This window comes from Roseateles cavernae (genome assembly GCF_040187885.1).
Taxonomy (GTDB): Bacteria; Pseudomonadota; Gammaproteobacteria; order Burkholderiales; family Burkholderiaceae_C; genus Roseateles_E; species Roseateles_E cavernae.
This window is the reverse complement of sequence record NZ_JBDPLH010000016.1, coordinates 24284-47995: the sequence shown is the minus strand read 5'-3', so window position 1 is coordinate 47995 and position 23712 is coordinate 24284. Positions and strand designations below refer to the sequence as shown.

Sequence of the window (23712 nt, the reverse complement as noted above, 5' to 3'; positions counted from 1 at the left end):
GCACCGAGCAGCCGGCGGCGGGTCTTGGAAGAGGGGGAGTAGCTCACGGCGGGGCCTTTCGGTCGGGGGTCAGGAGATGGAGACGGTGTAGTGGAAGGCGTGGGCATCGCCGCGCGAGCTGCGCCACTCGATGCAGCGCCCGCTGATGTCGAAGGCCTGGCGCTGCACGATGGCGCAGGGATGAGCCGTGGGCAGCTGCAGGGCTTTCGCATCGGCGGCGCCGAGCTGGCCGAAGCTGATCTGGTCGACCGCGCGGTGCACATGGACGCCGCAGGCCGCCGCCAGATGCGGATAGAGCAGGTCGCCCCAGCCGGCGGTATCGCTGTGCTGCAGCGCCGCGCACAGCGGCAAGGGCAGCCAGATCTCCTCGGCCAGCCGCGGCAGCCCGTCCAGCAGCCGCAGCCGCCGCAGCCGCAGCACCGCATCGCCCGCCGTGAGGTCCAGCATATGGGCGACGGCCGCCGGCGCCGCCAGCGTCTGGCGCGAGACGATGCGGGACTTCGGTGTCTCGGTGCCGTCGCCGAAGCGGAAGAAACGCAGCATCGGCGCGCCGCTCAGGCCGGCGCGCACAAAAGTGCCGCGGCCATGGATGCGTTCGATCAAGCCCTGCTCGACCAGCAGGGCCAGCGCTTGGCGCATCGTGCCCAGCGCGACGCCATGCTGGCCAGCCAGCGTCTGCTCGGCCGGCAGTGCGCTGCCGGGCGGCCATTCGCCCGCCACGATGCGGCTGCGCAGCGCTGCCGCCAGCGCGCCATAGCGGCTCAGGCCGGGTGGCTGCTCGATGGGCGCGGCGGTATAGGCTGGCATGTTGATCTAGTCCTATAGAGGTGTAGATCAATGTAGCGCGTCTCGGCAGGCGCCGTCAAGCGCGAGGCACGCCCACAGGAAAGCGATCATTGCCCGCCCCCGGCGGCGCTGGGCATACTCCCCCACCATCAACAACAGGGGATGCCGGATGCGATGCAATGCGATGCGATGGATGGCCGCGGTCGGCCTGGCCGCCCTGGCCCTGCTGCCGGGGCTGTCCTCGGCCCAGCCCAAGCTGCTGCGCTACGCCAGCGCCTTCGATCCGCAGACCATGGACCCCCATGCGCTGACCCTGCAGTACCACTCGCGGGTGGTGACGCAGATCTATGAGGGCCTGGTCAACCGCGATCAGCAATTCCGGCTCGAACCCTCGCTGGCCCTGTCCTGGGCCCCGCTCGATGCCAAGACCTGGCGCTTCAAGCTGCGGCCCGGCGTCAAGTTCCATGATGGCAGCGCCTTCAGCGCCGACGATGTGGTGTTCTCGATAGCGCGTGCGCTGGCGCCGACCTCGCAGCGCGCCGCCCAGCTGCGCGGTGTGCTCGGCGCGCGCAAGGTCGACGCGCTGACGGTCGATCTGCAGCTCTCCGATCCCGATGCCATCCTGCCCGAGAAGCTCTGGCTGATCGCGATGATGAGCAAGTCCTGGAGCGAGAAGCACCAGGTCACGAAGCCGCAGGACTACAACGCCAAGCAGGAGACCCATGCGGTGCGCCATGCGATGGGCACTGGCCCCTTCATGCTCAAGCAGTACGAGGCCGATGTGCGCACCACGCTGGCTGCCCATCCGGCCTGGTGGGGCCGGGCCACGCACCAGGGCAATCTGGACGAGGCCCAGTACCAGGTGATCCAGTCCGACGCCACGCGGCTGGCCGCGCTGCGCTCGGGCCAGGTCGATTTCGTCATCGATCCGCCCTTCCAGGACGTGGCCCGGCTGCGCCAGGACCCGGGGCTGAAGCTGCTGGAGACCGCCGATATCGGCACGCAGTACCTCGCCTTCGACCAGCACCGCGAGGAACTGGCCGGCAGCAATATCAAGGGGCGCAATCCCTTCAAGGACCTGCGGGTGCGCCGCGCCGTCTATCTGGCCATCGATATGGACTTGATCGCGCGCCAGGTCTTGCGCGGCCAGGCGGTGTCCACCGGCAGCCCCGTCTCCAGCCTGGTCGACGGCTATCTGCCGGCGCTGGAGAAGCGCCCGGCGGCCGACCCGGCGGCGGCCCGTGCGCTGCTGACGGAGGCCGGCTACCCGCAGGGCTTCTCGACCAGCATGGACTGCGTCAACGTCTCCTACCGCCAGGCGGTCTGCCAGGCCATCACCGCGATGCTGGAGAAGGTGGGCATCAAGGCCAGCCTGCTCGCCTCGCCCAGCAGCCTGTTCTTCCCCAAGCTGAGCCAGGCCACCGGCAGCCTGATCGAGTATGGCTGGACGCCCGGCGGCGACGCCTGGAATGTGCTGAACTCGCTGGTACGCAGCCACGGCCCGTCGGCCGGCGCCTTCAATGCCGGCCGCTACAGCAACAGCCGGCTCGACGCCTTGATCGACGCGATTGCCACCGAGCCCGATCTGGCGCTGCGCCGCCAGCGGGTCGGCGAGGCGCTGAACCTGATGCGCGCCGATCTGCCGCTGCTGCCGCTCTACCGCATCAAGCACAGCTGGGTGATGCGGCCCCAGGTGCAGGCGGCGCAATGGCCCAATAGCGTGCTGGAGCTGCGCTGGGTCAGAATCGACTGATCCGTCATCCCAAGCGAGGAGGGCCGCATGTCACCAGTCCCCGTCAGCGACACCCGCCGCCTTGCGCTGAGCCGGCTGGCCCTGCCGGCCGTGCTGTCCTTGCTGCCCGGCCTGGCGCGTGCCCAGCCGCTGCGCACCACCCCGGCCCAGACCGAGGGGCCGTTCTACCCGACCGAGCTGCCCGCCGATACCGACTTCGATCTGCTGCGTCAGGGCGCGGCCCGCTACACGCGCGGCCGGGCGGCCTGGCTCGAAGGCCAGGTGCGCGACACCGCGGGGCGGCCGCTGGCCGGCGCCCTGGTCGAGATCTGGCAGTGCGATGCCGACGGCCATTACCGCCATCCGCACGATGGCGGCCGCGCCGATCCGGCCTTCCAGGCCTTCGGCCGTGTCGCCACCGATGCCGAGGGCCGCTACCGCTTCCGCACGCTGCGGCCGGTGGCCTATGAGGGGCGCACGCCGCATATCCATCTGAAGCTCAAGCGCGGCGCGCGAACGCTGCTGACCACCCAGCTCTATGTCGAGGGCGATCCGGGCAATGAGCGCGACTTTCTGTGGCGCAGCCTGCGCGATGCCCGCGACCGCGCGGCGCTGACCCGGCCCTTCGAATCCGCAGACGGCGGCGAGCTGCGGGCGCAGTTCCCGCTGGTTGTGGCACTGAGCTGATCAGTCCTCGGCCAGATGGCCGCGCGCGATCGCCTGGGCCTCGTTCTCGAAGATGGCCATCGCGGTCAGCAGGCGCCGAAAGCCCAGCTTGCGGTAGAAGGGCTCTTTGCCCGGCACCGAATACAGGATGATCTTCTTGTGGCCCTGGGACAGGCGGACCAGGTGCTGCACGATCTCGCGCCCCAGCCCCAGGCCCTGATGGCTGGGCAGCAGCGCGACATCGCAGACATAGGCGCAGTCGACCCCGTCGGCCAGCACCCGACCGGCGCCGACCAGGCGGCCCTGCTCGCGCACCAGGCAGCGATAGCGGCTGTTGCTGAACGCCGTCTTCAGATCGGCGGCGTTCTTCGTGCCCAGCGGCGCGGCGCGGTACAGCGCCGCCAGTTCTTCCCAGTCCAGCTCCTCGATGTTGTCCGACCATTGCAGTGACACGGCGGCTCCTTCTTGGGTATCAGGCCGGCCGCCAGCATAAAGCCTGCTGACTTCCTGTCCTGTATCAAGCTGCGCCCTGCGCATCGGCCTCACAGTGAGCCACAGGGGGGGCGGCGTGCCCATGGCCCCGCGAGGAGAGATGGATGAACACCAATGTCGGCGGCATTGATCGCGTGCTGCGCATCACTCTTGGGCTGGCTCTGATCGGCGCCACGCTCTATGGCGCCATCGGTCCCTGGGGCTGGATCGGCTTGCTGCCGCTGGCCACCGGCCTGGTCCGGATCTGTCCGGCCTATCTGCCGTTTGGCCTGTCGACCTGTGCCTTGAAAAGCGGCAGCGGCAGTAACAACAAGCGCTGAGGAGCTTGATCATGTCCACCGCAGCAAATGGCTACCGCCATCTGACCCAGCATGTCTCCGCCCAGCTGGCTGGGCTGAGGCAGAGCACGCCGGGCGTGATGCAGGCCTTCGGTGAGCTGGGTCGTGCGGCCATGGCCGAGGGCTCGCTGGACAAGAAAACCAAGGAGCTGATCGCGCTGGCCTTGAGCGTGGCGGTGCGCTGCGATCCCTGCATCGGCTATCACACCCAGGCTCTGGTCAAGCTGGGCACGACGCGCCAGGAGCTCGACGAGACCCTGGGCGTGGCCACCTATATGGGCGGCGGCCCCTCGCTGATGTATGCCGCCAGCGCGATCACCGCCTTCGAGGAATTCAGCGCCAAGGGATAGGCCTGCTCAGGCCGCCAGTGCCTGCGCTTCCAGCTCGGTCTTCAGCCCGGCCGGCAGCTTCAGCTGCTTGGCCAGCTCGTCCAGGTAGGCGCGCTCCATGAACGTGGTCTCGTCGGCCACCAGCAGGCTGGCCAGATACATCTCGGCGGCCAATTCGGGCGTCGCGGCGGCCTGGGCCACCTCGGCCGGGTCCAGCGGGCGGCGCAGCTCGGCCTCGAACCACAGGCGCAGCGTGGGGTCGGCCTCCAGCCGGTTCAACTCGGCCTCGACCAGGCCGCGCTCGCGCTCGTCCAGATGGCCGTCGGACTTGGCTGCGGCAATCATGGCCTTGAGCATCGCGCGGCTGTGCTGCTCCCGCTCGGGCGCGGGCAGGCGGTCGACGGTGCGCGCCGCCGGGGCCGGTGTTGCTGGCTGGCCCGCTGGCTGGCTCTGCTGCGCCTGCCAATTGCTGTAGGCCTTGTAGGCCATCAGGCCCAGCGCCGCGATGCTGCCGTACTTCAAGGCCTTGCCGCCGTAGCTGCGACCGCGCTTGCTGCCCAGCAGCAGGCCCAGGGCCCCACCGGCCGCCGCGCCCAGCCCCAGCTGGCCCAGACCTTTGCCGCCGCCACCGAGGCTGCCGCCCAGATTACCCAGCCCGCCGCCGGCCTTGCCGTCCAGCATCGCCAGACCGGATTTCAGCAGTTGTTCCAATGTCGACTGTGCGCTCATCGCTCGTCCTTGGTGAGTGAAAGAAGAAAAGGAGTGGCTTGCCTCAGACCAGCAGCGCCACGATGAAGATGCCCACCATCGTGAAGGCCAGCACAACCTTGGCCAGCAGCCCGGCCATCAGGCCCAGCCAGGTGGACAAGCCGACCGAGACGGCACGCTGCTGGTCACGGCGCGCCAGGTATTCGCCGACGGCGGCGCCGACCAGTGGCATGAAGAGCACGCCGATCAGGCCCATGAACAGGCCCGCGACGGTGCCCAACGCCGCGCCGACCAGGGCTTGGCGGCTGGCGCCGGCGCGCCGCGCGCCCATCAGGCCGGCCACATATTCCAGCACCCAGGCCAGCACGGCCAGCAGGCTGATCAGCGTCAGGCTGGGCCAGCCGACGTGGGCGAAGTTGTCGATCCAGGCGCCCAGCACGATGCCGGCCAGCACCAGGGCCGTGCCGGGCAGGGCCGGCAAGATGGTGCCGGCCAGGCCGACGACGATCAACACGACACTCAAGATCCACAACAGGGTGGGATTCACGCTGGCCTGCTCCGCAGTGTTTGAATTCCGGCAGCTGGGGGCTGGGCGGCGGATTTCAAGCCGGGGGCCAGGTCTTGTCAGCCGCCGCCCAGCGCCCGGTACAGCGCGATGCGGTTGAGCTGCTCGCTCAGTCGCACCGAAACCAGGCCCTGGCGGGCCGTGTAGAGCGAGCGCTGCGCGTCGAGCACCTCCAGATAGCTGCTGGCGCCGCGCTGGTAGAGCGTGTCCGACAGCGCGAAGCGGCGCTCATTGGCGGCGGTCAGCGCCTGCTGGGCGTCGAGTTGCTCGGCCAGGCTGCCGCGCTCGGCCAGTGCATCGGCCACCTCGCGGAAGGCGGTCTGCACGGTCTTCTCGTAGCCGGCCACCGCGAGGTCGCGGTCGGCCTCGCTGAGCTGCAGCGCTGCGCGGCGCCGGCCGGCGTCGAAAAGGGGCAGATTGATCTGCGGCACAAAGCTCCAGACCCCGCTGCCGCCGCTGAACAAACCGCCCAGGCTGGCGCTCTGCGTGCCGGCCGAGGCCGTCAGCGAGATGCTGGGGAAGAAGGCGGCGCGGGCAGCGCCGATATCGGCCTCGGCCGCACGCAGCCGATGTTCGGCGGCGCGCACATCGGGGCGGCGCTGCAAGACCTCCGAGGGCAGGCCTGCCGGCAGCGCCAGCAGCAGGCTGGTCGGCCCCTGCAGGCTGCCCTCGGCCGGCAGCAGCTCGGGCGCCAGCGGGCCACCGACCAGCAGCTCCAGCGCATTGCGGTCCTGGGACAGCTGGCTGGTATAGCGCGCCACGTCGACGCGAGCGCTCTCCACCGTGGCGCGGGCCTGGGCCAGGCCCAGCTCGGAGACGGCGCCCAGCGCCAGCGCGCGCTCGGTCAGGCGCAGCGAGGCCTGCTGGCTGTGCAAGGTCTCGCGGGCCACCTTCAGGCGCTCGGCATCGGCCGCCAGGTTCAGCCAGGCGTTGGCCACCTCGGCGACCAGGCTGATCTGGCTGCTGCGGCGGTTCTCCTCGACCGCGAAGAAGCTCTGCAGCGCGGCCTCGCTCAGATTGCGCACACGGCCGAAGAAGTCCAGCTCATAGCTGGCCAGGCCCAGGCGCACGCTGTACTGGCCGCTGGCCGGCTCGCCCTGGCGGGTGTTCGCGGCCGTCGCGTTGACGGTCGGCCACTGGTCGGCGCGCTCGATGCGGTAGAGCGCGCGGGCCCGTTCGATATTGAGCACCGCGATGCGCAGATCGCGGTTGTTGGCGAGGCTTTGGTCTATGGTCTGGCGCAGCCGCGGCTCGGTGATGAACTCGCGCCAGTCGATCGCGGCAGCCGACTCGCCCGCGCCTAGGCTGGGCCAGTCGGGCAGCGCCGGCACGGGGTGCTGCGGTTCGGGTGCCAGGCTGGCGCAGCCAGCCAGCAGCAGGGCCGCTGTCATCAGAGTCAGACGCGCCCTCATGCCTGTGCTCCCTGACGCGCAGCCGCGCGGCGCGCGAAGAAGCCGCGTATCAGCACATAGAAGATGGGCACGAAGAAGATACCCAGCACGGTGGCGCTGGCCATGCCGCCCAGCACGCCAAAGCCGATCGAGCGCTGGCTGCCCGAGCCCGCGCCGCTGGCCAGGGCCAGGGGCAGCACGCCGAACATAAAGGCCAGCGAGGTCATCAGGATGGGGCGCAGGCGCTGGCGCGCCGCCTTCAAGGTCGCCTCGATCAGACCCATGCCCTGCTCCTGCAGCGTCTTCGCGAACTCGACGATCAGGATCGCGTTCTTGGCCGACAGGCCCACGGTGGTCAGCAGCCCGACCTGGAAATAGACATCGTTGCTCTGCCCGCCCAGGGTGCTGGCGATCAGCGCACCCAGGATGCCCAGCGGCACGACCAGCATCACCGAGAAGGGCACCGACCAGCTCTCGTACAAGGCGGCCAGGCACAGGAACACGAACAGGATGGAGATCGCGTACAGGGCCGGCGCCTGCGAGCCCGACAGCCGCTCCTGGTAAGAACGACCGGCCCATTCGAAGCCTATGCCCTTGGGCATCTCGGCCATGATCTCCTCGATGATGGCCATCGCGGTGCCGGAGCTGACGCCTGGCGCCGCATCGCCGATCAGCTCGTAGGCCGACATGCCGTTGTAGCGCTTGAGCTGGCGCGGCCCGGACTGCCAGGACGCGCTGGCGAAGGCCGAGAACGGCACCATCTCGCCGGCGTTATTGCGCACATACCAGTGCTTGATGCTCTCCGGCTCCATGCGGAACGCGGCATCGCCCTGGATGTAGACGCGCTTGACACGGCCGCGGTCGATGAAGTCATTGACATAGGCGCCGCCCATCGCGCTGGCCAGGGTGTCGTTGATGCTGGCGGTGGACAGGCCCAGCGCGCCGGCCTTGCGGTCGTCGATCTGGATATTGAACTGCGGCGTGTCGCCGAGATTGTTGTTGCGCACCCGCGAGAGCTCGGGCCGGGCATTGGCCAGCTCGAGGAAGCGCTCGCGCGCCTCGGCCAGCGCCTGGGGCCCGAGGCCGCCGACATCCTGCAGTTGCACCGCGAAGCCGGCGTTCGCACCCAGGCCGCGCACCGCCGGCGGCAGCAGGATGAAGACCTGGGCATCACGCACCTGGGCCTGCAGCTCGCGGCCGAAGCGGCGCGCCAGCTCGGCCGCGCCTTGGCCGGCGCCGGCGCGCAGCGACCAGTCCTTGAGTCGGATGAAGCCCTGGCCGCTGCCCTGGTCGCCGCCCTGGCCGGTGACCAGGTTGTAGAACAGCACATCGTCCTGCTGGGCCAGATAGGCCTCGACGATGTCCATCGAGGCGCGCAGCCTTTCGTTGGTGGCACCCGGCGGCATGCGCACCTGGATCTGCAAGGTGCCCTGGTCCTCCTCGGGCAGGAAGGAGGTCGGCAGATTGCGGTAGAGCAGGGCGGCCGCGCCCAGCAGCAGGGCATAGACCAGCAGGCTGCGCCCGCTGCGCTTGAACAGGCCGGCGACGCCGCTGCGGTAGCGATCGGCGCTGCGGTCGAACAGGCGGTTGAAGCCGTCGAAGAAGCGGCCCAGCACAGGGCCGAGCAGGCCGCCCGGGTGATGATGCTCGCCCTTGGCGACCGGCTTCAGCAGGGTCGCGCACAGCGCCGGCGTCAGGGTCACGGCCACCAGCACCGACAGCAGCATCGCCGAGACGATGGTGATCGAGAACTGGCGGTAGATCACGCCGGTCGAGCCGCCGAAGAAGGCCATCGGGATGAATACCGCCGACAGCACCAGCGCGATGCCCACCAGCGCGCCGGTGATCTCGCCCATCGACTGGCGGGTCGCCTCCAGCGGGCTCAGGCCTTCCTCGCTCATCAGCCGCTCGACGTTCTCGACCACGACGATGGCGTCGTCGACCAGCAGGCCGATTGCCAGCACCAGGCCGAACATCGTCAAGGTGTTGATCGAGTAGCCGAAGGCCGCCAGGATGCCGAAGGTGCCCAGCAGCACCACCGGCACCGCGATCGCCGGGATCAGCGTCGCGCGCAGGTTCTGCATGAACAGATACATGATGGCCACGACCAGCACCATGGCCTCGATCAGGGTCTCGACGACGCCCTCGATCGAGACCTTGACGAAGGGCGTGGTGTCGAAGCTGACGACCGCCTTGATGCCGCTGGGGAAGAACGGTGCCAGCTCATCGAGCTTCTTGCGCACCGCCTCGGCCGTGCCCAGCGCATTGGCACCGGTGGCCAGAAAGATCTGCATGCCGGCGGCGTTCTGTCCGGCCAGCCGGGCGCGGGTGTTGTAGCTGTCGCTGCCCAGCTCGACCCGGGCCACATCGCCCAGCCGCACCACCGCGCCGTCGCCGCTGGCCTTCAGCACGACATTGCGGAACTGTTCCACCGTCTGCAGCTTGCTGCGCGCGGTGATCGTCGCATTGAGCTGCTGTCCGGGCGGGGCCGGCAGCGCGCCGATCTGGCCGGCCGACACCTCGGTGTTCTGCGCGATCAGCGCGGCGCGCACATCCGAGGGCATCAGCGCATACTGGTTCAGCTTGGCCGGGTCCAGCCAGACCCGCATCGCATAGCCGGTGCCCTGGATATTGACATCGCCGACGCCGTCGACCCGGCTGATCACGTCCTGCAGGCTGGAGGCGATGTAGTCGCCCAGATCGGTGGCCGTCAGCCGGCCGTCTTCCGAGATCAGTGACACCACCATCAGCAGATCGGTGCCGGCCTTGGTGACCGAGACGCCGCGGTCCTGCACCGCCTGCGGCAGCTGCGACAGCGCCTGCTGCAGCTTGTTCTGCACCTGCATCTGGGCCACATCGGGATCGGTGCCGGCCTCGAAGCTCAGCTGCACATTGGCCGAGCCGGAGCTGCTGCTGGTCGATTCCATCGACACCAGCCGGTCCAGCCCCTTCAGGCGCTGTTCGATGATTTGGGTGACCGAATCCTCGATGGTCTGGGCCGAGGCGCCGTTGTAGCTGGCGTTGATCGAGACGCGGGTCGGCGCGATATCGGGATACTGTTCCAGCGGCAGCAGGTGGATGGACAGCGCCCCCGCCAGCATGATGACGATGGCGATGACCCAGGCGAAGATGGGCCGGTCGATGAAGAAGCGGGCCATGGCTCAGCGGCCCGACGCCGGGGCCGAGGCCGCCGATGCTGCTGCTGCCTTGCCCGCACCCCGGGCCGGCTTGCTGCCGGCCGGCACCGGCCGCACCGGCGCGCCGACCTTGGCGTTTTGCAGGCCCTCGACAATGAGCTGCTCGCCGGCCTTCAGTCCTGCGGTGACCTGCCAGCGGTTGCCCACCGCGCGGTCCACCGTGACAGCGCGGCGCTCGACCTTGTTGTCGGCGCCCACCACCAGGGCCGAGGCCTCGCCATTGGGCGCGCGGGCAATGCCTTGCTGCGGCACCAGGATCGCCTGCTCATTGATACCGGTCTGCAGCAGCGCGCGCACATACATGCCGGGCATCAGCAAGCCCTCGGGATTGGGCACCAGCGCGCGCAGTGTCACCGCGCCGGTGCTGCGGTTGACCGTGACGCCGCTGAACTGCAGGCGGCCGGCATGCGGATAGGTGCTGCCGTCCTCCAGCAGCAGCCGGATCGGCGCTTCGCCGGCCTTGCCTGCGGCCTGCTGGCTGCCGTCGGCCAGCTCGCGCTTCAGGCGCAGCAGCTCGGCGCTGGACTGGACGATATCGACATAGAGCGGATCGAGCTGCTGCACCGTGGTCAGCGCCTCGGCCTGGTTGGCGGTCAGCAGGGAGCCGGGGGTCACGCTGGAGAGCTCGACGCGGCCGGCGATCGGCGCGGTGATGCGGGTGCGTTCGAGATTGATGCGAGCACTCTGCAGCGTAGCGCGGGCCACGGCCAGCTCGGCCTCGGCCTGCTGCAACGCGGCCTGGCTGTCGTCGCTGAGCTGCTGGCTCAGGGCGCCGAGCTTGGCCAGCTCGCTATTGCGCTGGGCGGTCACGCGGGCCGAGTTCAGGCTGGCCTCGGCCTTGGCCAGCGTGGCCTGGGCGCTGGCGACGGCGGCCTGGTAGCTGGCCGGGTCGATCTGGTAGAGCGGCTGGCCGGCCTTGACCGTCGCGCCCTCCTCGAACAGGCGGCGCTGCAGCAGGCCGCCGACCTGGGGCCGGATCTCGGCGGTCTGGCGCGCGCTGGTGCGGCCCGGCAGCTCGGTGCTGAAGACATGGCGTTGGGCCTGGACCTGATGCACGCCGACCTGGGGCGGCGGCGCGGTGGTGGCGGGCTTGTCGTTCTTGCCGCAGCCGGCGGCCAGCAACAGGGTGGCGAGGGCTGCGCCGGCGGCGCGAAGCTTGAAGGTCATGAGCGTCCAGCAATAGCGGTTGCGCCGATGATGCACTGCAAATGTGGAGAGAGCTTGAAGACCGCCGTGGCGGGACTGGCATCTCCCGCCGCAGCGCCCCTGAGGCGCTAAGCTTGGCGCTCCCGAGCCGCTTCTCCATGTCCCTGAGCATCACCGCCAAGCTGTTTGCCGCCGTGCTGACGACGGCCGTCGCCGTCGCGATCGCGATGGGCGTGGCCGCGCACATCAATCTGAACCGCGGCTTTCTGGGCTATCTGAACGAGCAGGCGCTGCTGCGCCTGGACCAGGCCGTGCCCAGTGTCGCGGCCGGCTACCGGACCCACGGCAGCTGGGAGTTCCTGATCAGGCAGCCCGATCTCTGGCATCGGCTGCTGCGGCCCTTGCCGGGCGATGACGGCACGCGGCCGGCCCAGGGCAAGCCGCCCCCGACCGTCTCCGACCTGACCGGCGCGACACGCCGCTTCACGCTGTATGACGCCCAGCGCCGGCGCCTGGCCGGCTTTCCCGGGCCGGCCATCAATGCGGTGGAGCGCGCCATCGTGGTCGACGGTGCCACCGTGGGCTGGCTGGCGATGGCGCCCTTCGAGAATGCCAGCTCGGCGGCCGAGCGGCGCTTCGAGGATGGTCAGACCCGCGCCAGCTGGGCCGTGGGCCTGGGCGCCACGCTGATGGCCGCCGCCATCGCGGCCTGGGCCTCGCGCCGGCTGCTGACGCCGGTCAAGCGCGTCGCCGCGGCCACCCACCGGCTGGCGGCCGGCGACTACGAGACCCGGGTCGATGTGCGCTCGCGCGACGAGGTCGGCCAGCTGGCGGCCGACTTCAACCGCCTGGCCCATACGCTGCAGCGCAATGAGCAGATGCGGCGCGAGTTCATGGCCGATGTCTCGCATGAGCTGCGCACGCCGCTGGGTGTGCTGCACGGCGAGCTGGAGGCGCTGGAGGACGGCGTGCGCACGCTGGACCAGGCCTCGCTGCGCTCGCTGCAGGCCGAGGTCGCGACGCTGAACAAGCTGGTCAACGATCTCTACGAACTCTCGCTGGCCGATGTCGGCGCGCTGGCCTACCGCAAGGCCGATGTCGACCTGGCCGGGCCGCTGCAGCAGACGGCCGGTGCCTTCGGCGAGCGCCTGGCGGCCAGCGGCCTGAAGCTGCAGCTGGAGCTGCCCGAAGCGCCGCTGACGGTGTTTGCCGACGAGCGCCGGCTGCAGCAGCTGTTCAACAATCTGCTGGAGAACAGCTGCCGCTACACCGAGGCCGGTGGCCTGCTGCGCATCGCGGCGCGCGCCGAAGAGGGTCAGGTCTTGATCGATGTGATGGACTCGGCACCGGGTGTCGGGGCCGAGCATCTGACGCGCATCTTCGACCGTTTCTTTCGTGTCGATCCCTCGCGCAACCGCAACAGCGGCGGCGCCGGCCTGGGCCTGACCATCTGCCGGCGCATCGTCGAGGCGCATGACGGGCGCATCGACGCGAAGCCCTCGCCACTGGGCGGCTTGTGGATGACGATACGCCTGCCGCAGGCCACGGCCGGATAACGGCGATGGACAACAAGCCCTGGCTGCCTGCCGACGCCGCCCGCATCCTGGTGGTCGAGGACGAGCCCAAGATGGCGGCCCTGCTCAGCGACTATCTGCGCGCCGCCGGCCATCTGCCCGAGTGCCTGGCCGACGGCCGCGAGGCGGTGCCGGCCTACCAGGCGCGGCGCCATGATCTGATCCTGCTCGACCTGATGCTGCCGGGCCGCGACGGGCTGGACATCTGCCGCGAGCTGCGCACGTTCAGCGATGTGCCCATCGTGATGCTGACCGCGCGGGTCGAGGAGGCCGATCGCCTGCTGGGCCTGGAGCTGGGCGCCGACGACTACATCAGCAAGACCCCGTTCAGCCCGCGCGAGATCGTCGCCCGCGTCAAGGCCATCCTGCGCCGCAGCCGCGTTCGCAGCCATCCCGGCGACGCCGGGCCGGCGGCCGCGCTGCAGATCGACGACGAGGGCTACCGCGCCTGGTTCAAGGGCCGCTTGCTGGACCTGACACCGATCGAGTTCCGCCTGCTGAAGACCCTGTCCAGCGCGCCGGGCCGGGTGTTCACGCGCGAGGCTCTGCTGGACCGCCTGCATGACGAGCAGCGCGCGGTCACCGACCGCGCGGTCGACAGCCACATCAAGAACCTGCGCCGCAAGCTGGAGCAGGCCGAGGCCGAGCCCGACTGCATCCGGGCGATCTACGGCGTCGGCTACCGCTACGACGGTTGAGCGACGGCGGTTGACGGCCGCCGAGCTCAGGCGATCGGCTGGAAGGCATAGCCCTTGCCGCTGGCGGCCATGCGGCCCAGCGCGGGGAAGGGGAAGTGGAAGCCGCCCAGCAGGGCCTTGTTGTCGACAATGCGCTGGAACATCTCGCGGCGCACCTTGCGGGCGGCCTCGGCGTCCATATCGAAGGTGACGGCCCAGTCCGGGTTGCGGGCGAACAGCGCCGGCACATTGGTCAGGTCGGCCACATAGAAGAAGCTCTGGCCGGCGGACTGCAGCTGAAACAGCGTGTGGCCGGGCGTGTGGCCGTAGGCGGCGATCGAGCGTATGCCCGGCGCGACCTCGGTGCCGGCCTCGAAGCGCTGCAGCATCTCGGCGGGCATCTGGGCGAAGGTGCGGCGCACATTGTTGAACGCCCCCTTCATGCCCTCGGGGGCGGCGGCCATCTTGGCATCGTCCATCCAGAAGGCATGCTCGGCGGCCGGCACCAGCACCTTGGCCTTGGGGAAGACGTAGTCACCGGCCTTGTTGCGCAGGCCGTTGATATGGTCGCCGTGGTAATGCGAGATCAGCACCGTGTCGATATCGCCGGGCTGGAAGCCGGCGGCGCGCAGCTGCTCCAGCAGCTTGCCGGTGGTCGGTCCGCCGAATTCGCCCAGGCCGGTGTCCATCAGGATGCGGCGGCCGCCGGCCACGATCAGGAAGGGCGTGTAGGGCACATCGATGTAGTCGGTGGCCAGGCCTTGCGAGGCCAGCAGGGCGCGCACCTCGGCCAGCGGCGCGTTCTTGACGAACTCCTCGCCCAGCGGGCGGCGGGTCACGCCGTCCAGCAGCGCGATCACCTCGACGTCACCGAGCTTGGTCTTCAGAAAGCCGGGATTGGCGATGCCGGGCATGCCGAGGTTCGGCGCGTTCTGGGCCCAGACGGGGATGAACGAGCCGGTGCTGTAGACCGCCGTGGTGGCCAGGCCTGCCCCGAGAAAAGATCGCCGATTCAGCATGAAAACTCTCCAGTCTGGTTGGTGAACGAAACGGTCGCCATGATCGCGGCGGGCCTGGATGCGCGCCGGCTGCCGCGCCTTAAGCAGTGCAAAGCCTGGGGTTATTGGCGGCGGCGGGCTGATCAGGCCAGCTGGCGCGGGCGGACCTGCGGCATCAGCCGCTCGATGGCCTCCAGCGGGACGCGCCGCCCGTCGGGCAGCAGCTCGGACAGCGCATTCAAGAGCTCGGGGCTGAGCCGACCGACCACCTGGGGCAGCTCGGCGAAGCGCAGGCCCTGGCGCACGATGAAGGCGATATAGCTGTGGCGCAGGCAGTCGGCCGTGACGGTCTGCGGCCGCGCCAGCTGGGCGTCGTGGGCGGCGGCGATGGCGGCGGCCTCGATGGCGGCGGCTCCCAGCGGCCAGCCCTCGGGCGTCATGAACAAGGCCGCATGGCCGGCCGCGCTCGGCGCGTCGGCGGCGGCGCGGCGCGCTTCAGCGAACTGCCGCAGCTGGGTCGGCAGCGGCAGGCTGCGGCCCTGCTCGCCGGGTACATGCAGCAGGTCGGCATCGAGCTCGATATGGACCAGCTGCAGCGCGGCCGTCTCGGCGCTGCTGAGGCCGGTCAGCAGCGCGCTGAGCAGGGCGCGCTGCTCGGTCGAGGCGTTCTCCAGCAGGCCGGCGACCTCGTGCGGCGCGAGTTCGCGAGGCAGGGGCGTGCTGCCGGTTTCCAGCGCCAGCGGCGGGGCCGCCGCGCTCAGCGTCGGTGGCGGTTCGGCGGCGGACAGGCCCATCCAGGGTTGATTCAGCACCACGGTCGGCGAGGCCGCCGGCATCGGCGGCGCGCGGTTGAAGAACTCGACGAACCAGACCGCCAGAAAGCTCAGCAGCAGGGCCGCGCCCGCCGCGATGCCGGCGTCGCGGCCGTAGTGCGGCTGCCAGGGTTTGACGGGCAAGGCGGCGGGCTCCAGCACCAGCAGGCGGGGTTGGCGGGCCGTCTGGCTGGCCTGCAGCGCGAGCAGTTGCTGCTGCGCCTCCTGCTGCATGCGCTGCAGGCCGTTCAGCTCGGCCGTCATCGACTGTGCGGTCTCGAGCTGGACGTTCAGGGTCTGCACCTGGCGCTGGTCGCTGGCCAGTTGCTGGCGCAGGCGTTCGACCATCGCAGCGCTGCTGGACTGCTCTTCGCGCGCCTCGGCCAGCGCGGTCTGCTGCGCCCGCGCGCTCTCGGTCTCGAGCTGCTGTTGCAGATCGGCGATGCGGGTCTTCAGCGCCCGGGCGCCCGGGTCCATCGCCAGGAACTGCGGCGTGAACTGGCGCTCCAGTGCACGCAGATTCTCCTGCTGCTGCGACAGGCGCTGCTCGATGGCCGCGAGGGCGGCGCCGTTGCGACCCAGCGGCAGGCGCTGGCCCTCGGCAAGGGCGCGCTCGATCGCCCGCACGCGGCCGGCCGCGCTGGCCTCGCGCTCGGTGGCGCTGCTCAGTGACTGGTTCAGTCCCTTGAGCCGCGACAGCGTCGGGCTCTCGTCGCGCGCGCCCGAACTGATCTGGCTGCGCTGCCGGTAAGCCTCCAGCGCCCGCCGTTTTTCTTCGACCCGCTCGCTGATCACACGCAGCGCCTCGCGTGCATCGCTCAGCTGGGCGGCCGACACCGCCTGGCCGATCTGGCCCTGCTCCTCGCGATAGACCTCGACCAGGGTGTTGACCAGGCGCGCCGCCAGCACCGCATCGCCGGCCTGGGCCTGGACCTGCAGCAGCTGCGATCCGGGCTGCTCGGTGATCGTCAGCATCTCGCGCATCGCGCTCAGCGCCGCCTCGGGCGTGGTCTGCGTGAAGAAGCCCTGCGGCAGCAAGCGGGTCAGTGCTTTCTCCAGCAGCGGGCGGCTGCCGAGCAACTCGCCCTCGCGCAACATCGCCTGCCTGGCGTTGTCGGCCGGCGCAGCGGTGGCTGCGGGCGTGCCGGCCGGCGTGATCTGCAGCAGCGCCTGGGCGCGGTAGACCGGCGCGCGCAGCCAGTTGGCGCCCTGGCCGATCAGCAGGGCCAGCAGGAACACGCCGAAAAAGACCTTGATGCGGCGGCGCATCGCCGGGCTGCGGCCGTGCAGCTCGGCGCCCGGGCCCAGGCTATAGGCCTGGGCCGGCCCGAACTGTGGCGGGTAGACGCCCGGCGGCGCAGAAGAACGATCAAACATGGGCCGGCCTCCGGTTGGTCGATGGGCTGACTATAGACATAGCACCGCTGCAAACCGCCGCACGCAGCGGCTACTATTCGTTCAATAGCCTGAAACTGGTTTCAGCTGCTGCTCTCAACACCTCTTACTCACCTGCTATCGCTCATGCCGCCCCGTCCCGCCAAGCCGGCTGCCGTCCAGCCGCCCAGCAGCCGCGCCACGATTGCCGATGTGGCGGCCGCCGCCGGCGTTTCCAAGGCCACGGTCTCGCGTTTTCTGAACCAGGCCGAGCTGCTGACCCGCGACATCGCCGCCAAGGTCGAGGCCGCCATCGCCCAGCTGGGCTACAGTCCCAGCCCGATGGCGCAGGCGCTCAAGCGCGGGCGCTCGCGCCTGATCGGCCTGGTGGTTGCCGATGTCACCAACCCCTTCTCGGTGGCGGTGCTGCGCGGCGCCGAGCGGGCCTGCCAGCAGGCCGGCTATCTGGTGATGCTGTTCAATCTCGGCAATGACGGCTCGCGCGAGCGTGAGGCCATCGAGGCGCTGTCCTCCTACCAGGTCGAGGGCTTCATCCTGAACACGCTGGGCAGCGACCCGCAGGCCCTGGCCGCCGCGGCGCGTCTGCACAAGCCGGTGGTGCTGGTGGACCGGCGCCATGCCGGCATGCAGTCGGATTTTGTCTCGCTGGACAATGCCGGCGCGGTGCAGCTGGCGGCCCAGCATCTGCTGGAGCAGGGCTGGCGCGAGCTGCTCTTTGTCTCCGAGCCCAGTGCCGGCGTCAGCTCGCGGTTGGAGCGGCTGCAGGCCTTCAACAACTTCATTGCTGCCCATGCCGGCCTGGGCAGCGAGGGGCTGGGCGGCAGCGCCTTCGAGAGCCGGGAGGCGCAGGGCGAGGACCTCGACCAGGCCTTGCGCGCGCTGCGCAAGCGTGCCGGCAAGAAGCCTGTGGCCCTGCTGTCCAGCAATGCGGTCGTGACCCTGCGGGTGTCGGCGGCGCTGGCCCGGCTGGGCTGGCGCTTTGGCAGCGATATCGGCTTCATCGGCTTCGATGACACCGCCTGGGCGCCCCATGTGGGCCCGGGCCTGAGCGCGATCGCCCAGCCCACCGACGACCTCGGCCATATCGCCGCGCGCTGCCTGCTGGAGCGGCTCGAAGGCCAGGCACTGCCACCCCGGCAGATCCTGTTGCCGGGCCAGCTCGTGGTGCGCGGCTCCTCCCAAAGGGCTTGAGCGAAGCGTCTGAAATTTACGGGTAAACCCGTGTATTCAGTCTGAAACCGGTTTCATAAACTGCGTTCACGGTGGTGCCGAGCGGGCATGCCACCCCGACAAGAACGACAAGCGAGACAAGCAAGCGTGAACTACGAGTTTCAGTTCGGTGCGGTGTTCGCCGCCTGGCCGCTGCTCTTGCAGGGCACCTGGACGACCATCGAGTTGTCCTTTCTGGCGATGGTGCTGGGCCTGCTCGTTGCGATCGCCTGTGCCTGGGGCAAGACGGCCGGCCCGGCGCCGCTGCGCTTCGCGATCAACAGCTATATCGAGCTGATCCGCAACACGCCCTTCCTGGTCCAGCTGTTTTTCTTCTTCTTCGCACTGCCGGCCCTGGGCCTGCGCTGGAGCGCCCACACGGCGGCGCTGACGGCCATGGTCGTCAACCTCGGCGCCTATGCGACCGAGATCATCCGCGCCGGCATCGAGGCGATTCCGAAGGGCCAGATCGAGGCCGGTCTGGCGCTGAATCTGAAGCGCCACGAGATCTTCCGCTTCGTGATCCTGAAGCCGGCGCTGAAGGCCATCTACCCGGCGCTGACCAGCCAGTTCATCCTCTTGATGCTCAGCTCCAGCGTGGTCTCGGTGATCTCGGCCGACGACCTGACCTCGGTGGCGGCGAACCTGCAGTCGCAGACCTTCCGCAGCTTCGAGATCTATATCGTCGTCGCGCTGATCTACCTGGCACTGGCGATGAGCTTCTCGCTGCTGTTCCGGCTGATCTACCGCCGCACGCTCAACTACCCCGACCGCCGCTGAGCGACGAAGGCGGACACCCATCATGCGTACCTTCGGATTTGCCGAGTTCCTCTTCATTCTTGAAGCCGCGAAGTGGACCATCGCGCTGTCGCTGATCGCCTTTGCCGGCGGCGCGGTCGGTGGCCTGCTGGTGGCGCTGGGCCGCACGGCCGAGAGCCGCTGGGCGCAGCGCGCCGCCGGCCTCTTCATCCAGATCTTCCAGGGCACGCCGCTGCTGCTGCAGCTGTTCCTGATCTTCTTCGGCGCGCCGGTGATAGGCCTGGACATCAATCCCTGGGTTGCGGCCGGTGCCGCGCTGATACTGAACAGCAGTGCCTTTCTCGGCGAGATCTGGCGCGGCTGCATCCAGGCGATCCCGCGTGGGCAGTGGGAGGCGGCCGAGGCCTTGAGCCTCAGCTATGTGTCGCGCATGCGCGATGTGGTGCTGCCGCAGGCCTTCAAGATCGCGGTGCCGCCCACCGTCGGCTATATGGTGCAGATCATCAAGGGCACCTCGCTGGCCGCCATCATCGGCTTCACCGAGCTCACACGCGCCGGCCAGATCATCAATAACGCGACCTTCCAGCCGCTGCTGGTGTTCAGCGTCGTGGCCGCCATCTACTTCGCGCTGTGCTGGCCGCTGTCGCTGCTGGCGGCGCGCATGGAGCGCCGCCAGGCCCGAGCGCTGGCGCGCTGATTGATTCTTTCGACCCACCCCTGGAGACAAGACCGATGAACAAAGCTATCCAAACCCGCCGCCTTCTGCTGGCCGCTGTTGCGGTGCTGAGCCTGGGCGCCTCGCTGTCGGCGTCGGCCCAGAGCGTCGCCGATCTGAAGAAGAAGGGCGAGCTGACCGTGGGCATGCTGGTGGACTTTCCGCCCTACGGCACACTCAACAGCGCCAATCAGCCCGACGGCTATGACGCTGATGTCGCCAAGCTGTTGGCCAAGGAGCTGGGCGTCAAGGTCAATATCGTGCCGGTGACCGGCCCGAACCGCATTCCCTTCCTGCTGACCAACAAGGTCGATCTGCTGGTGGCCTCGCTGGCGGTGACGCCGGAGCGCGCCAAGCAGGTGCAGTTCTCCAAGCCCTATGCGGCCGCCACCATCGTGGTCTATGGCGCTGCCAAGGCCACGATCAAGTCGGCCGCCGATCTGAAGAACTTCCGTATCGGCGTGGCCCGCGCCAGCACCCAGGACATCTCGCTGACCGCCGCCGCGCCGGCCGGCACCGAGATCCGCCGCTTCGACGACGACGCCTCGGCGATGCAGGCGCTGATGTCGGGCCAGGTCGACGCGATCGGCTGCTCGACCACCGTGGCCGCCCAGATCGCCCAGCGCGCCGGTGCCGCGTTCGAGAACAAATTCGTGCTGCGCCAGCAGCAGATGGCCGTCGCGATGCGGCCGGGCCAGGAGGAGTTGCTGAAGACCGTCGACGCCTTCATCGACAAGCACCGCGCCGGCGAGCTGAACACGCTCTACAAGAAGTGGCTGGGCACCGATTTCCCGGCGATGACGGCCAACTGAGCAGCGAGCAGCACCTCATGAGCACCGAGCCCATCATCCGCATCGAAGGCGTCAACAAGTGGTACGGCCAGTTCCAGGTCTTGACCGACATTGATCTGAGCGTGGCGCCGGGTGAGCGCATCGTCGTCTGCGGGCCTTCGGGCTCGGGCAAATCCACGCTGATACGCTGCATCAACCGGCTGGAGGCGGTGCAGCAGGGCCGCATCACGGTGGACGGCATCGAGCTCACGGCGGGCGGCAAGCAGGTCGAAGCGGTGCGCCAGGAAGTGGGCATGGTGTTCCAGCAGTTCAATCTGTTTCCGCACATGACGGTGCTGCAGAACTGCACGCTGGCACCGATGCGTTCGCGCGGCCTGTCTCAGGCCGAGGCCGAGGAGATCGCGATGAAGTACCTGAAGCGCGTGCGCATCCCCGAGCAGGCGCTGAAGTACCCCAGCCAGCTGTCCGGCGGCCAGCAGCAGCGCGTCGCGATCGCGCGGGCCTTGTGCATGACGCCCAAGATCATGCTGTTCGACGAGCCCACCTCGGCGCTCGATCCCGAGATGGTCAAGGAGGTGCTGGACACGATGATCACCCTGGCCGAGGACGGCATGACCATGTTGTGCGTCACCCACGAGATGGGCTTTGCGCGCAGCGTCGCCGACCGTGTGATCTTCATGGCCGATGGCAGGATCATCGAGCAGGCCCCGCCCGCCGAGTTCTTCGCTGCCCCCAGGCATGAGAAGACCCGGCAGTTCCTTGGCCAGATCCTGAGCTCGGCGCACTGATGAGTGCAGCACCGACATTGATCTCGCTGTCGTCCTTCGGCGCCAGCGAGGTGCTCCAGCACGGCCAGCTGCACTACACGCGGCTGGCCCAGGCGGCCGGTGCCGATGGCGTCGAGGTGCGTGGCGAGCTGCTGGCCAGCGAGGCCGAGCTGCCGGCGCTGGCCGCGACCGGCATGGTCAAGGTGTTCTCCAGCCCGGCCGGGCTGTGGACCGATGAGGGGCGGCTCGACCTGGCGGCGCTGGAGCAGGGCCTGGCCACGGCACGCCAACTCGGCGCCGCCCGGCTGAAGATGGCCATCGGGGGTTTCGCCGGCCCCGACGAACTGCCGGCCCTGCGCGAGCACCTGGCACACAGCGAGATCGAACTGGTGATCGAGAACGACCAGACGCCGTCGGCCGGCACGGTCGTCGCGCTGCAGCGCTTCTTCGCCACCGCTGACGCGGCGGGACTGGATCTGGGCATGGTCTTCGACATGGGCAACTGGCACTGGCTGGGCGAATGCCCGCAGCAGGCCGCCGCCGCGCTCGGCGCCCGCGTGCGCTATGTGCATTGCAAGGGCGTGCAGCGCGAGCGCTTGCGCTGGATCGCCGTGCCGATGGCCGACTCGGCCGCGCCCTGGCGCGCCGTGTTGCGGGCCTTGCCGCGCGCGCTGCCCTGGGCCATCGAATATCCGCTGCAGGGCGCAGACCTGCAGGCCACCACCCGCAGCGAGCTGGGCTTGCTGCAAGACGCAAGAGAGCAACAAGCATGAGCAGTCTGGATGTGATCACCTTCGGCGAGGCCATGATGATGCTGGTCGCCGACCGGCCGGGGCCGCTGGAACGGGCCGAGACCTTCTCCAAGCGCACCGCTGGGGCCGAAACCAATGTCGCGATCGGCCTGGCCCGGCTGGGTCTGCGGGTCGGCTGGGCCAGCCGCCTGGGCGCCGACTCGATGGCGCGCTATCTGCTGGGGGCGATGCAGGCCGAGGGCATCGATTGCTCGCATGTGGTCTGCGATGCGGCCCAGCGCACCGGCTTCCTGATCAAGGGCCGGGTCAGCGACGGCAGCGACCCACCGATTGAGTACCACCGCAAGGGCTCGGCCGCCAGCCTGATAGGCCCCGGCGATATCGACGCGGCCTGGCTCACCTCGGCCCGCCATCTGCATGCCACCGGCGTGTTTCCGGCGCTGAACGCCAACACCTATGCCGCCGCCGAACGCACGCTGGCCCTGATGCGCGCGGCCGGCCGCACAATCTCCTTCGATCCGAATCTGCGACCCACGCTGTGGTCCAGCCGCGAGGCCATGGTCGCCGGCATCAATGCCTTGGCCGCCAAGGCCGACTGGGTGCTGCCCGGTATCGAGGAAGGCAAGATCCTGATGGGCTCGGACGACCCCGTGGCGATCGCGCGCTTCTACCGCGGCCTCGGTGCCAGGCTGGTGATCGTCAAGCTGGGCGCGGACGGCGCCTACTACGATAGCGACACCGTGGGCAGCGGCCATGTGGCCGGCTTCCCGGTCGAGACCGTGGTCGACACCGTGGGTGCCGGCGACGGCTTCGCGGCCGGCGTCATCAGCGCCTTGCTGGCCGGTCGCAGCGTGCCCGAGGCCGTCAAGCGCGGCTGCTGGATCGGCGCGCGCGCGGTGCAGGTGCTGGGTGATACCGAGGGCTTGCCGACCCAGACCGAACTCGAAGCGGCGGGCCTGTGAGCCGAGTCCTTGTCTTCCGTGATCTGCCGCCGGACCAACTGGCGCGGCTGCAGGCCGTCCACGAAGTCACCGTCGCCGACCCGCGCAAGCCGGATCAGCGCGCCGCCTATGACGCGGCGCTGCCCGAGGCCGAGGGCCTGATCGGCTCCAGCTTCAAGATCGATATCGCGCAGGCGCCCCGGCTCAAGGTGGTGTCCAGCATCTCGGTCGGTGTCGACAACTACGATCTGGCGGCCTTGAAGGCGCGCGGCATCCTGCTGTGCCACACGCCCGGCGTGCTGACCGAGACCACGGCCGACACCCTCTTTGCGCTGATCATGGCCACGAGCCGCCGCCTGGTGGAACTGGCCCAGCATGTGCGCGAAGGCCGCTGGGACAAGAACGTCGGTGAGGACCTGTTCGGCTGGGATGTGCACGGCAAGACCTTGGGCATCCTCGGCTTCGGCCGCATCGGCCAGGCGCTTGCACGTCGCGCGGCGCTGGGCTTTGGCATGCCGGTGCGCTACTACAGCCGCAGGCCCGCCGACGTACCCGGTCTTGAGGGCAAGGCCCGGCATGGCGGCCTCGACGAGGTGCTGACCGGCTCCGACATCATCGCGCTGACCCTGCCGCTGTCCGAGGACACCCGCGGCCTGATCGGCGCGCGCGAGTTCGCGCTGATGAAGCCCGGCGCGATCTTCGTCAACGGCGCCCGCGGCGCCATCGTGCAGGAGGACGCGCTGCTGGCGGCGCTGGACAGCGGCCATCTGCGCGCTGCCGGCCTGGACGTGTTCGCCACCGAACCGCTGCCGCTGGATTCGCCGCTGCGCAGCCACCCCAGGCTCACGCCGCTGCCCCATATCGGCTCGGCCACGCACGAAACCCGGCACCGCATGGCGGTGCTGGCCACGGACAATCTGCTGGCGGCACTGGCCGGGCGCACGCCGCCGGCGGTTTATTCCTTGTAAGACC

Annotated in this window: 23 protein-coding genes; 14 read left to right on the top strand and 9 right to left on the bottom strand. The window is 69.4% G+C overall.

Annotated features, from left to right (window positions below):
- Nucleotides 1-69 precede the first annotated feature (69 nt).
- Nucleotides 70-807 (bottom strand): GntR family transcriptional regulator, encoded by a 738-nt coding sequence (locus ABGI63_RS24510; RefSeq protein ID WP_349745179.1) that lies wholly within the window; start codon nt 805-807, stop codon nt 70-72.
- 163 nt (nt 808-970) lie between these two features.
- On the opposite strand from ABGI63_RS24510, the gene ABGI63_RS24505 reads away from it, so the two are divergent.
- Together ABGI63_RS24505 and ABGI63_RS24500 are read left to right on the top strand one after the other, a co-directional pair.
- Nucleotides 971-2539 (top strand): ABC transporter substrate-binding protein, encoded by a 1569-nt coding sequence (locus ABGI63_RS24505; protein WP_349745178.1) that lies wholly within the window; start codon nt 971-973, stop codon nt 2537-2539.
- A 27-nt stretch (nt 2540-2566) separates the two neighbouring features.
- Nucleotides 2567-3205: a dioxygenase family protein gene (locus tag ABGI63_RS24500; protein ID WP_349745177.1), complete on the top strand. Its 639-nt coding sequence runs from the start codon at nt 2567-2569 to the stop codon at nt 3203-3205.
- Here ABGI63_RS24500 and ABGI63_RS24495 read toward each other — a convergent pair whose 3' ends face one another.
- The gene (locus tag ABGI63_RS24495; protein ID WP_349745176.1) at nt 3206-3637 is read right to left on the bottom strand and encodes a GNAT family N-acetyltransferase; all 432 of its coding nucleotides are present in this window, start codon (nt 3635-3637) and stop codon (nt 3206-3208) included.
- A gap of 143 nt (nt 3638-3780) precedes the next feature.
- Here ABGI63_RS24495 and ABGI63_RS24490 point away from each other — a divergent pair, with 143 nt between their 5' ends.
- Nucleotides 3781-3996, top strand: coding sequence for a YgaP family membrane protein (locus ABGI63_RS24490; protein WP_349745175.1), 216 nt, complete (start codon nt 3781-3783; stop codon nt 3994-3996).
- Between the two features lie 11 nt (nt 3997-4007).
- On the top strand, nt 4008-4364 hold the full coding sequence (locus ABGI63_RS24485; protein WP_349745174.1) for a carboxymuconolactone decarboxylase family protein: 357 nt from the start codon (nt 4008-4010) through the stop codon (nt 4362-4364).
- 6 nt (nt 4365-4370) lie between these two features.
- Here ABGI63_RS24485 and ABGI63_RS24480 read toward each other — a convergent pair whose 3' ends face one another.
- The 5 genes from ABGI63_RS24480 to ABGI63_RS24460 form a co-directional block, all read right to left on the bottom strand.
- The gene (locus ABGI63_RS24480; protein ID WP_349745173.1) at nt 4371-5072 is read right to left on the bottom strand and encodes a tellurite resistance TerB family protein; all 702 of its coding nucleotides are present in this window, start codon (nt 5070-5072) and stop codon (nt 4371-4373) included.
- Between the two features lie 43 nt (nt 5073-5115).
- Nucleotides 5116-5598 (bottom strand): DUF456 domain-containing protein, encoded by a 483-nt coding sequence (locus tag ABGI63_RS24475; protein WP_349745172.1) that lies wholly within the window; start codon nt 5596-5598, stop codon nt 5116-5118.
- 77 nt (nt 5599-5675) lie between these two features.
- The gene (locus ABGI63_RS24470) at nt 5676-7028 is read right to left on the bottom strand and encodes an efflux transporter outer membrane subunit (protein WP_349745171.1); all 1353 of its coding nucleotides are present in this window, start codon (nt 7026-7028) and stop codon (nt 5676-5678) included.
- A complete protein-coding gene (locus ABGI63_RS24465; RefSeq protein WP_349745170.1) occupies nt 7025-10165 on the bottom strand; it encodes an efflux RND transporter permease subunit in 3141 nt (1046 codons plus the stop codon). Before ABGI63_RS24465 ends, ABGI63_RS24470 begins: the two co-directional genes overlap by 4 nt.
- Nucleotides 10166-10168: 3 nt before the next feature.
- Nucleotides 10169-11371: an efflux RND transporter periplasmic adaptor subunit gene (locus tag ABGI63_RS24460; RefSeq protein ID WP_349745169.1), complete on the bottom strand. Its 1203-nt coding sequence runs from the start codon at nt 11369-11371 to the stop codon at nt 10169-10171.
- 137 nt (nt 11372-11508) lie between these two features.
- Here ABGI63_RS24460 and baeS point away from each other — a divergent pair, with 137 nt between their 5' ends.
- Nucleotides 11509-12906: a sensor histidine kinase efflux regulator BaeS gene (gene baeS / locus ABGI63_RS24455; RefSeq protein ID WP_349745168.1), complete on the top strand. Its 1398-nt coding sequence runs from the start codon at nt 11509-11511 to the stop codon at nt 12904-12906.
- Between the two features lie 5 nt (nt 12907-12911).
- The gene (locus ABGI63_RS24450) at nt 12912-13622 is read left to right on the top strand and encodes a response regulator (RefSeq protein ID WP_349745167.1); all 711 of its coding nucleotides are present in this window, start codon (nt 12912-12914) and stop codon (nt 13620-13622) included.
- Between the two features lie 26 nt (nt 13623-13648).
- Here the strand turns inward: ABGI63_RS24450 and ABGI63_RS24445 are convergent, their stop codons facing one another.
- Both ABGI63_RS24445 and ABGI63_RS24440 read right to left on the bottom strand, forming a co-directional pair.
- Nucleotides 13649-14620 (bottom strand): MBL fold metallo-hydrolase, encoded by a 972-nt coding sequence (locus ABGI63_RS24445; protein WP_349745166.1) that lies wholly within the window; start codon nt 14618-14620, stop codon nt 13649-13651.
- Nucleotides 14621-14742: 122 nt separating this feature from the next.
- Nucleotides 14743-16788 carry a hypothetical protein gene (locus ABGI63_RS24440; protein ID WP_349745165.1) on the bottom strand — a complete coding sequence of 682 codons (2046 nt, stop codon included), beginning with the start codon at nt 16786-16788 and terminating at the stop codon, nt 14743-14745.
- Between the two features lie 144 nt (nt 16789-16932).
- Here ABGI63_RS24440 and ABGI63_RS24435 point away from each other — a divergent pair, with 144 nt between their 5' ends.
- From ABGI63_RS24435 to ABGI63_RS24400, 8 genes are all read left to right on the top strand, one after another.
- Nucleotides 16933-17997 (top strand): LacI family DNA-binding transcriptional regulator, encoded by a 1065-nt coding sequence (locus tag ABGI63_RS24435; RefSeq protein ID WP_349745164.1) that lies wholly within the window; start codon nt 16933-16935, stop codon nt 17995-17997.
- Between the two features lie 126 nt (nt 17998-18123).
- Entirely contained in the window at nt 18124-18795 is a 672-nt protein-coding gene (locus tag ABGI63_RS24430) for an amino acid ABC transporter permease (RefSeq protein WP_137943345.1), read from the top strand.
- Between the two features lie 22 nt (nt 18796-18817).
- The gene (locus tag ABGI63_RS24425) at nt 18818-19471 is read left to right on the top strand and encodes an amino acid ABC transporter permease (protein WP_137943344.1); all 654 of its coding nucleotides are present in this window, start codon (nt 18818-18820) and stop codon (nt 19469-19471) included.
- Between the two features lie 35 nt (nt 19472-19506).
- Nucleotides 19507-20301, top strand: a complete 795-nt coding sequence (locus ABGI63_RS24420) for a transporter substrate-binding domain-containing protein (RefSeq protein ID WP_349745163.1) — start codon at nt 19507-19509, stop codon at nt 20299-20301.
- A gap of 17 nt (nt 20302-20318) precedes the next feature.
- Nucleotides 20319-21068: an amino acid ABC transporter ATP-binding protein gene (locus ABGI63_RS24415; protein ID WP_349745162.1), complete on the top strand. Its 750-nt coding sequence runs from the start codon at nt 20319-20321 to the stop codon at nt 21066-21068.
- On the top strand, nt 21068-21820 hold the full coding sequence (locus tag ABGI63_RS24410; RefSeq protein WP_349745161.1) for a sugar phosphate isomerase/epimerase family protein: 753 nt from the start codon (nt 21068-21070) through the stop codon (nt 21818-21820). The genes ABGI63_RS24415 and ABGI63_RS24410 overlap by 1 nt, the downstream gene beginning before the upstream one ends.
- On the top strand, nt 21817-22761 hold the full coding sequence (locus tag ABGI63_RS24405; protein ID WP_349745160.1) for a sugar kinase: 945 nt from the start codon (nt 21817-21819) through the stop codon (nt 22759-22761). The genes ABGI63_RS24410 and ABGI63_RS24405 overlap by 4 nt, the downstream gene beginning before the upstream one ends.
- Nucleotides 22758-23708: a 2-hydroxyacid dehydrogenase gene (locus ABGI63_RS24400; protein ID WP_349745159.1), complete on the top strand. Its 951-nt coding sequence runs from the start codon at nt 22758-22760 to the stop codon at nt 23706-23708. Before ABGI63_RS24405 ends, ABGI63_RS24400 begins: the two co-directional genes overlap by 4 nt.
- Nucleotides 23709-23712 lie beyond the last annotated feature (4 nt).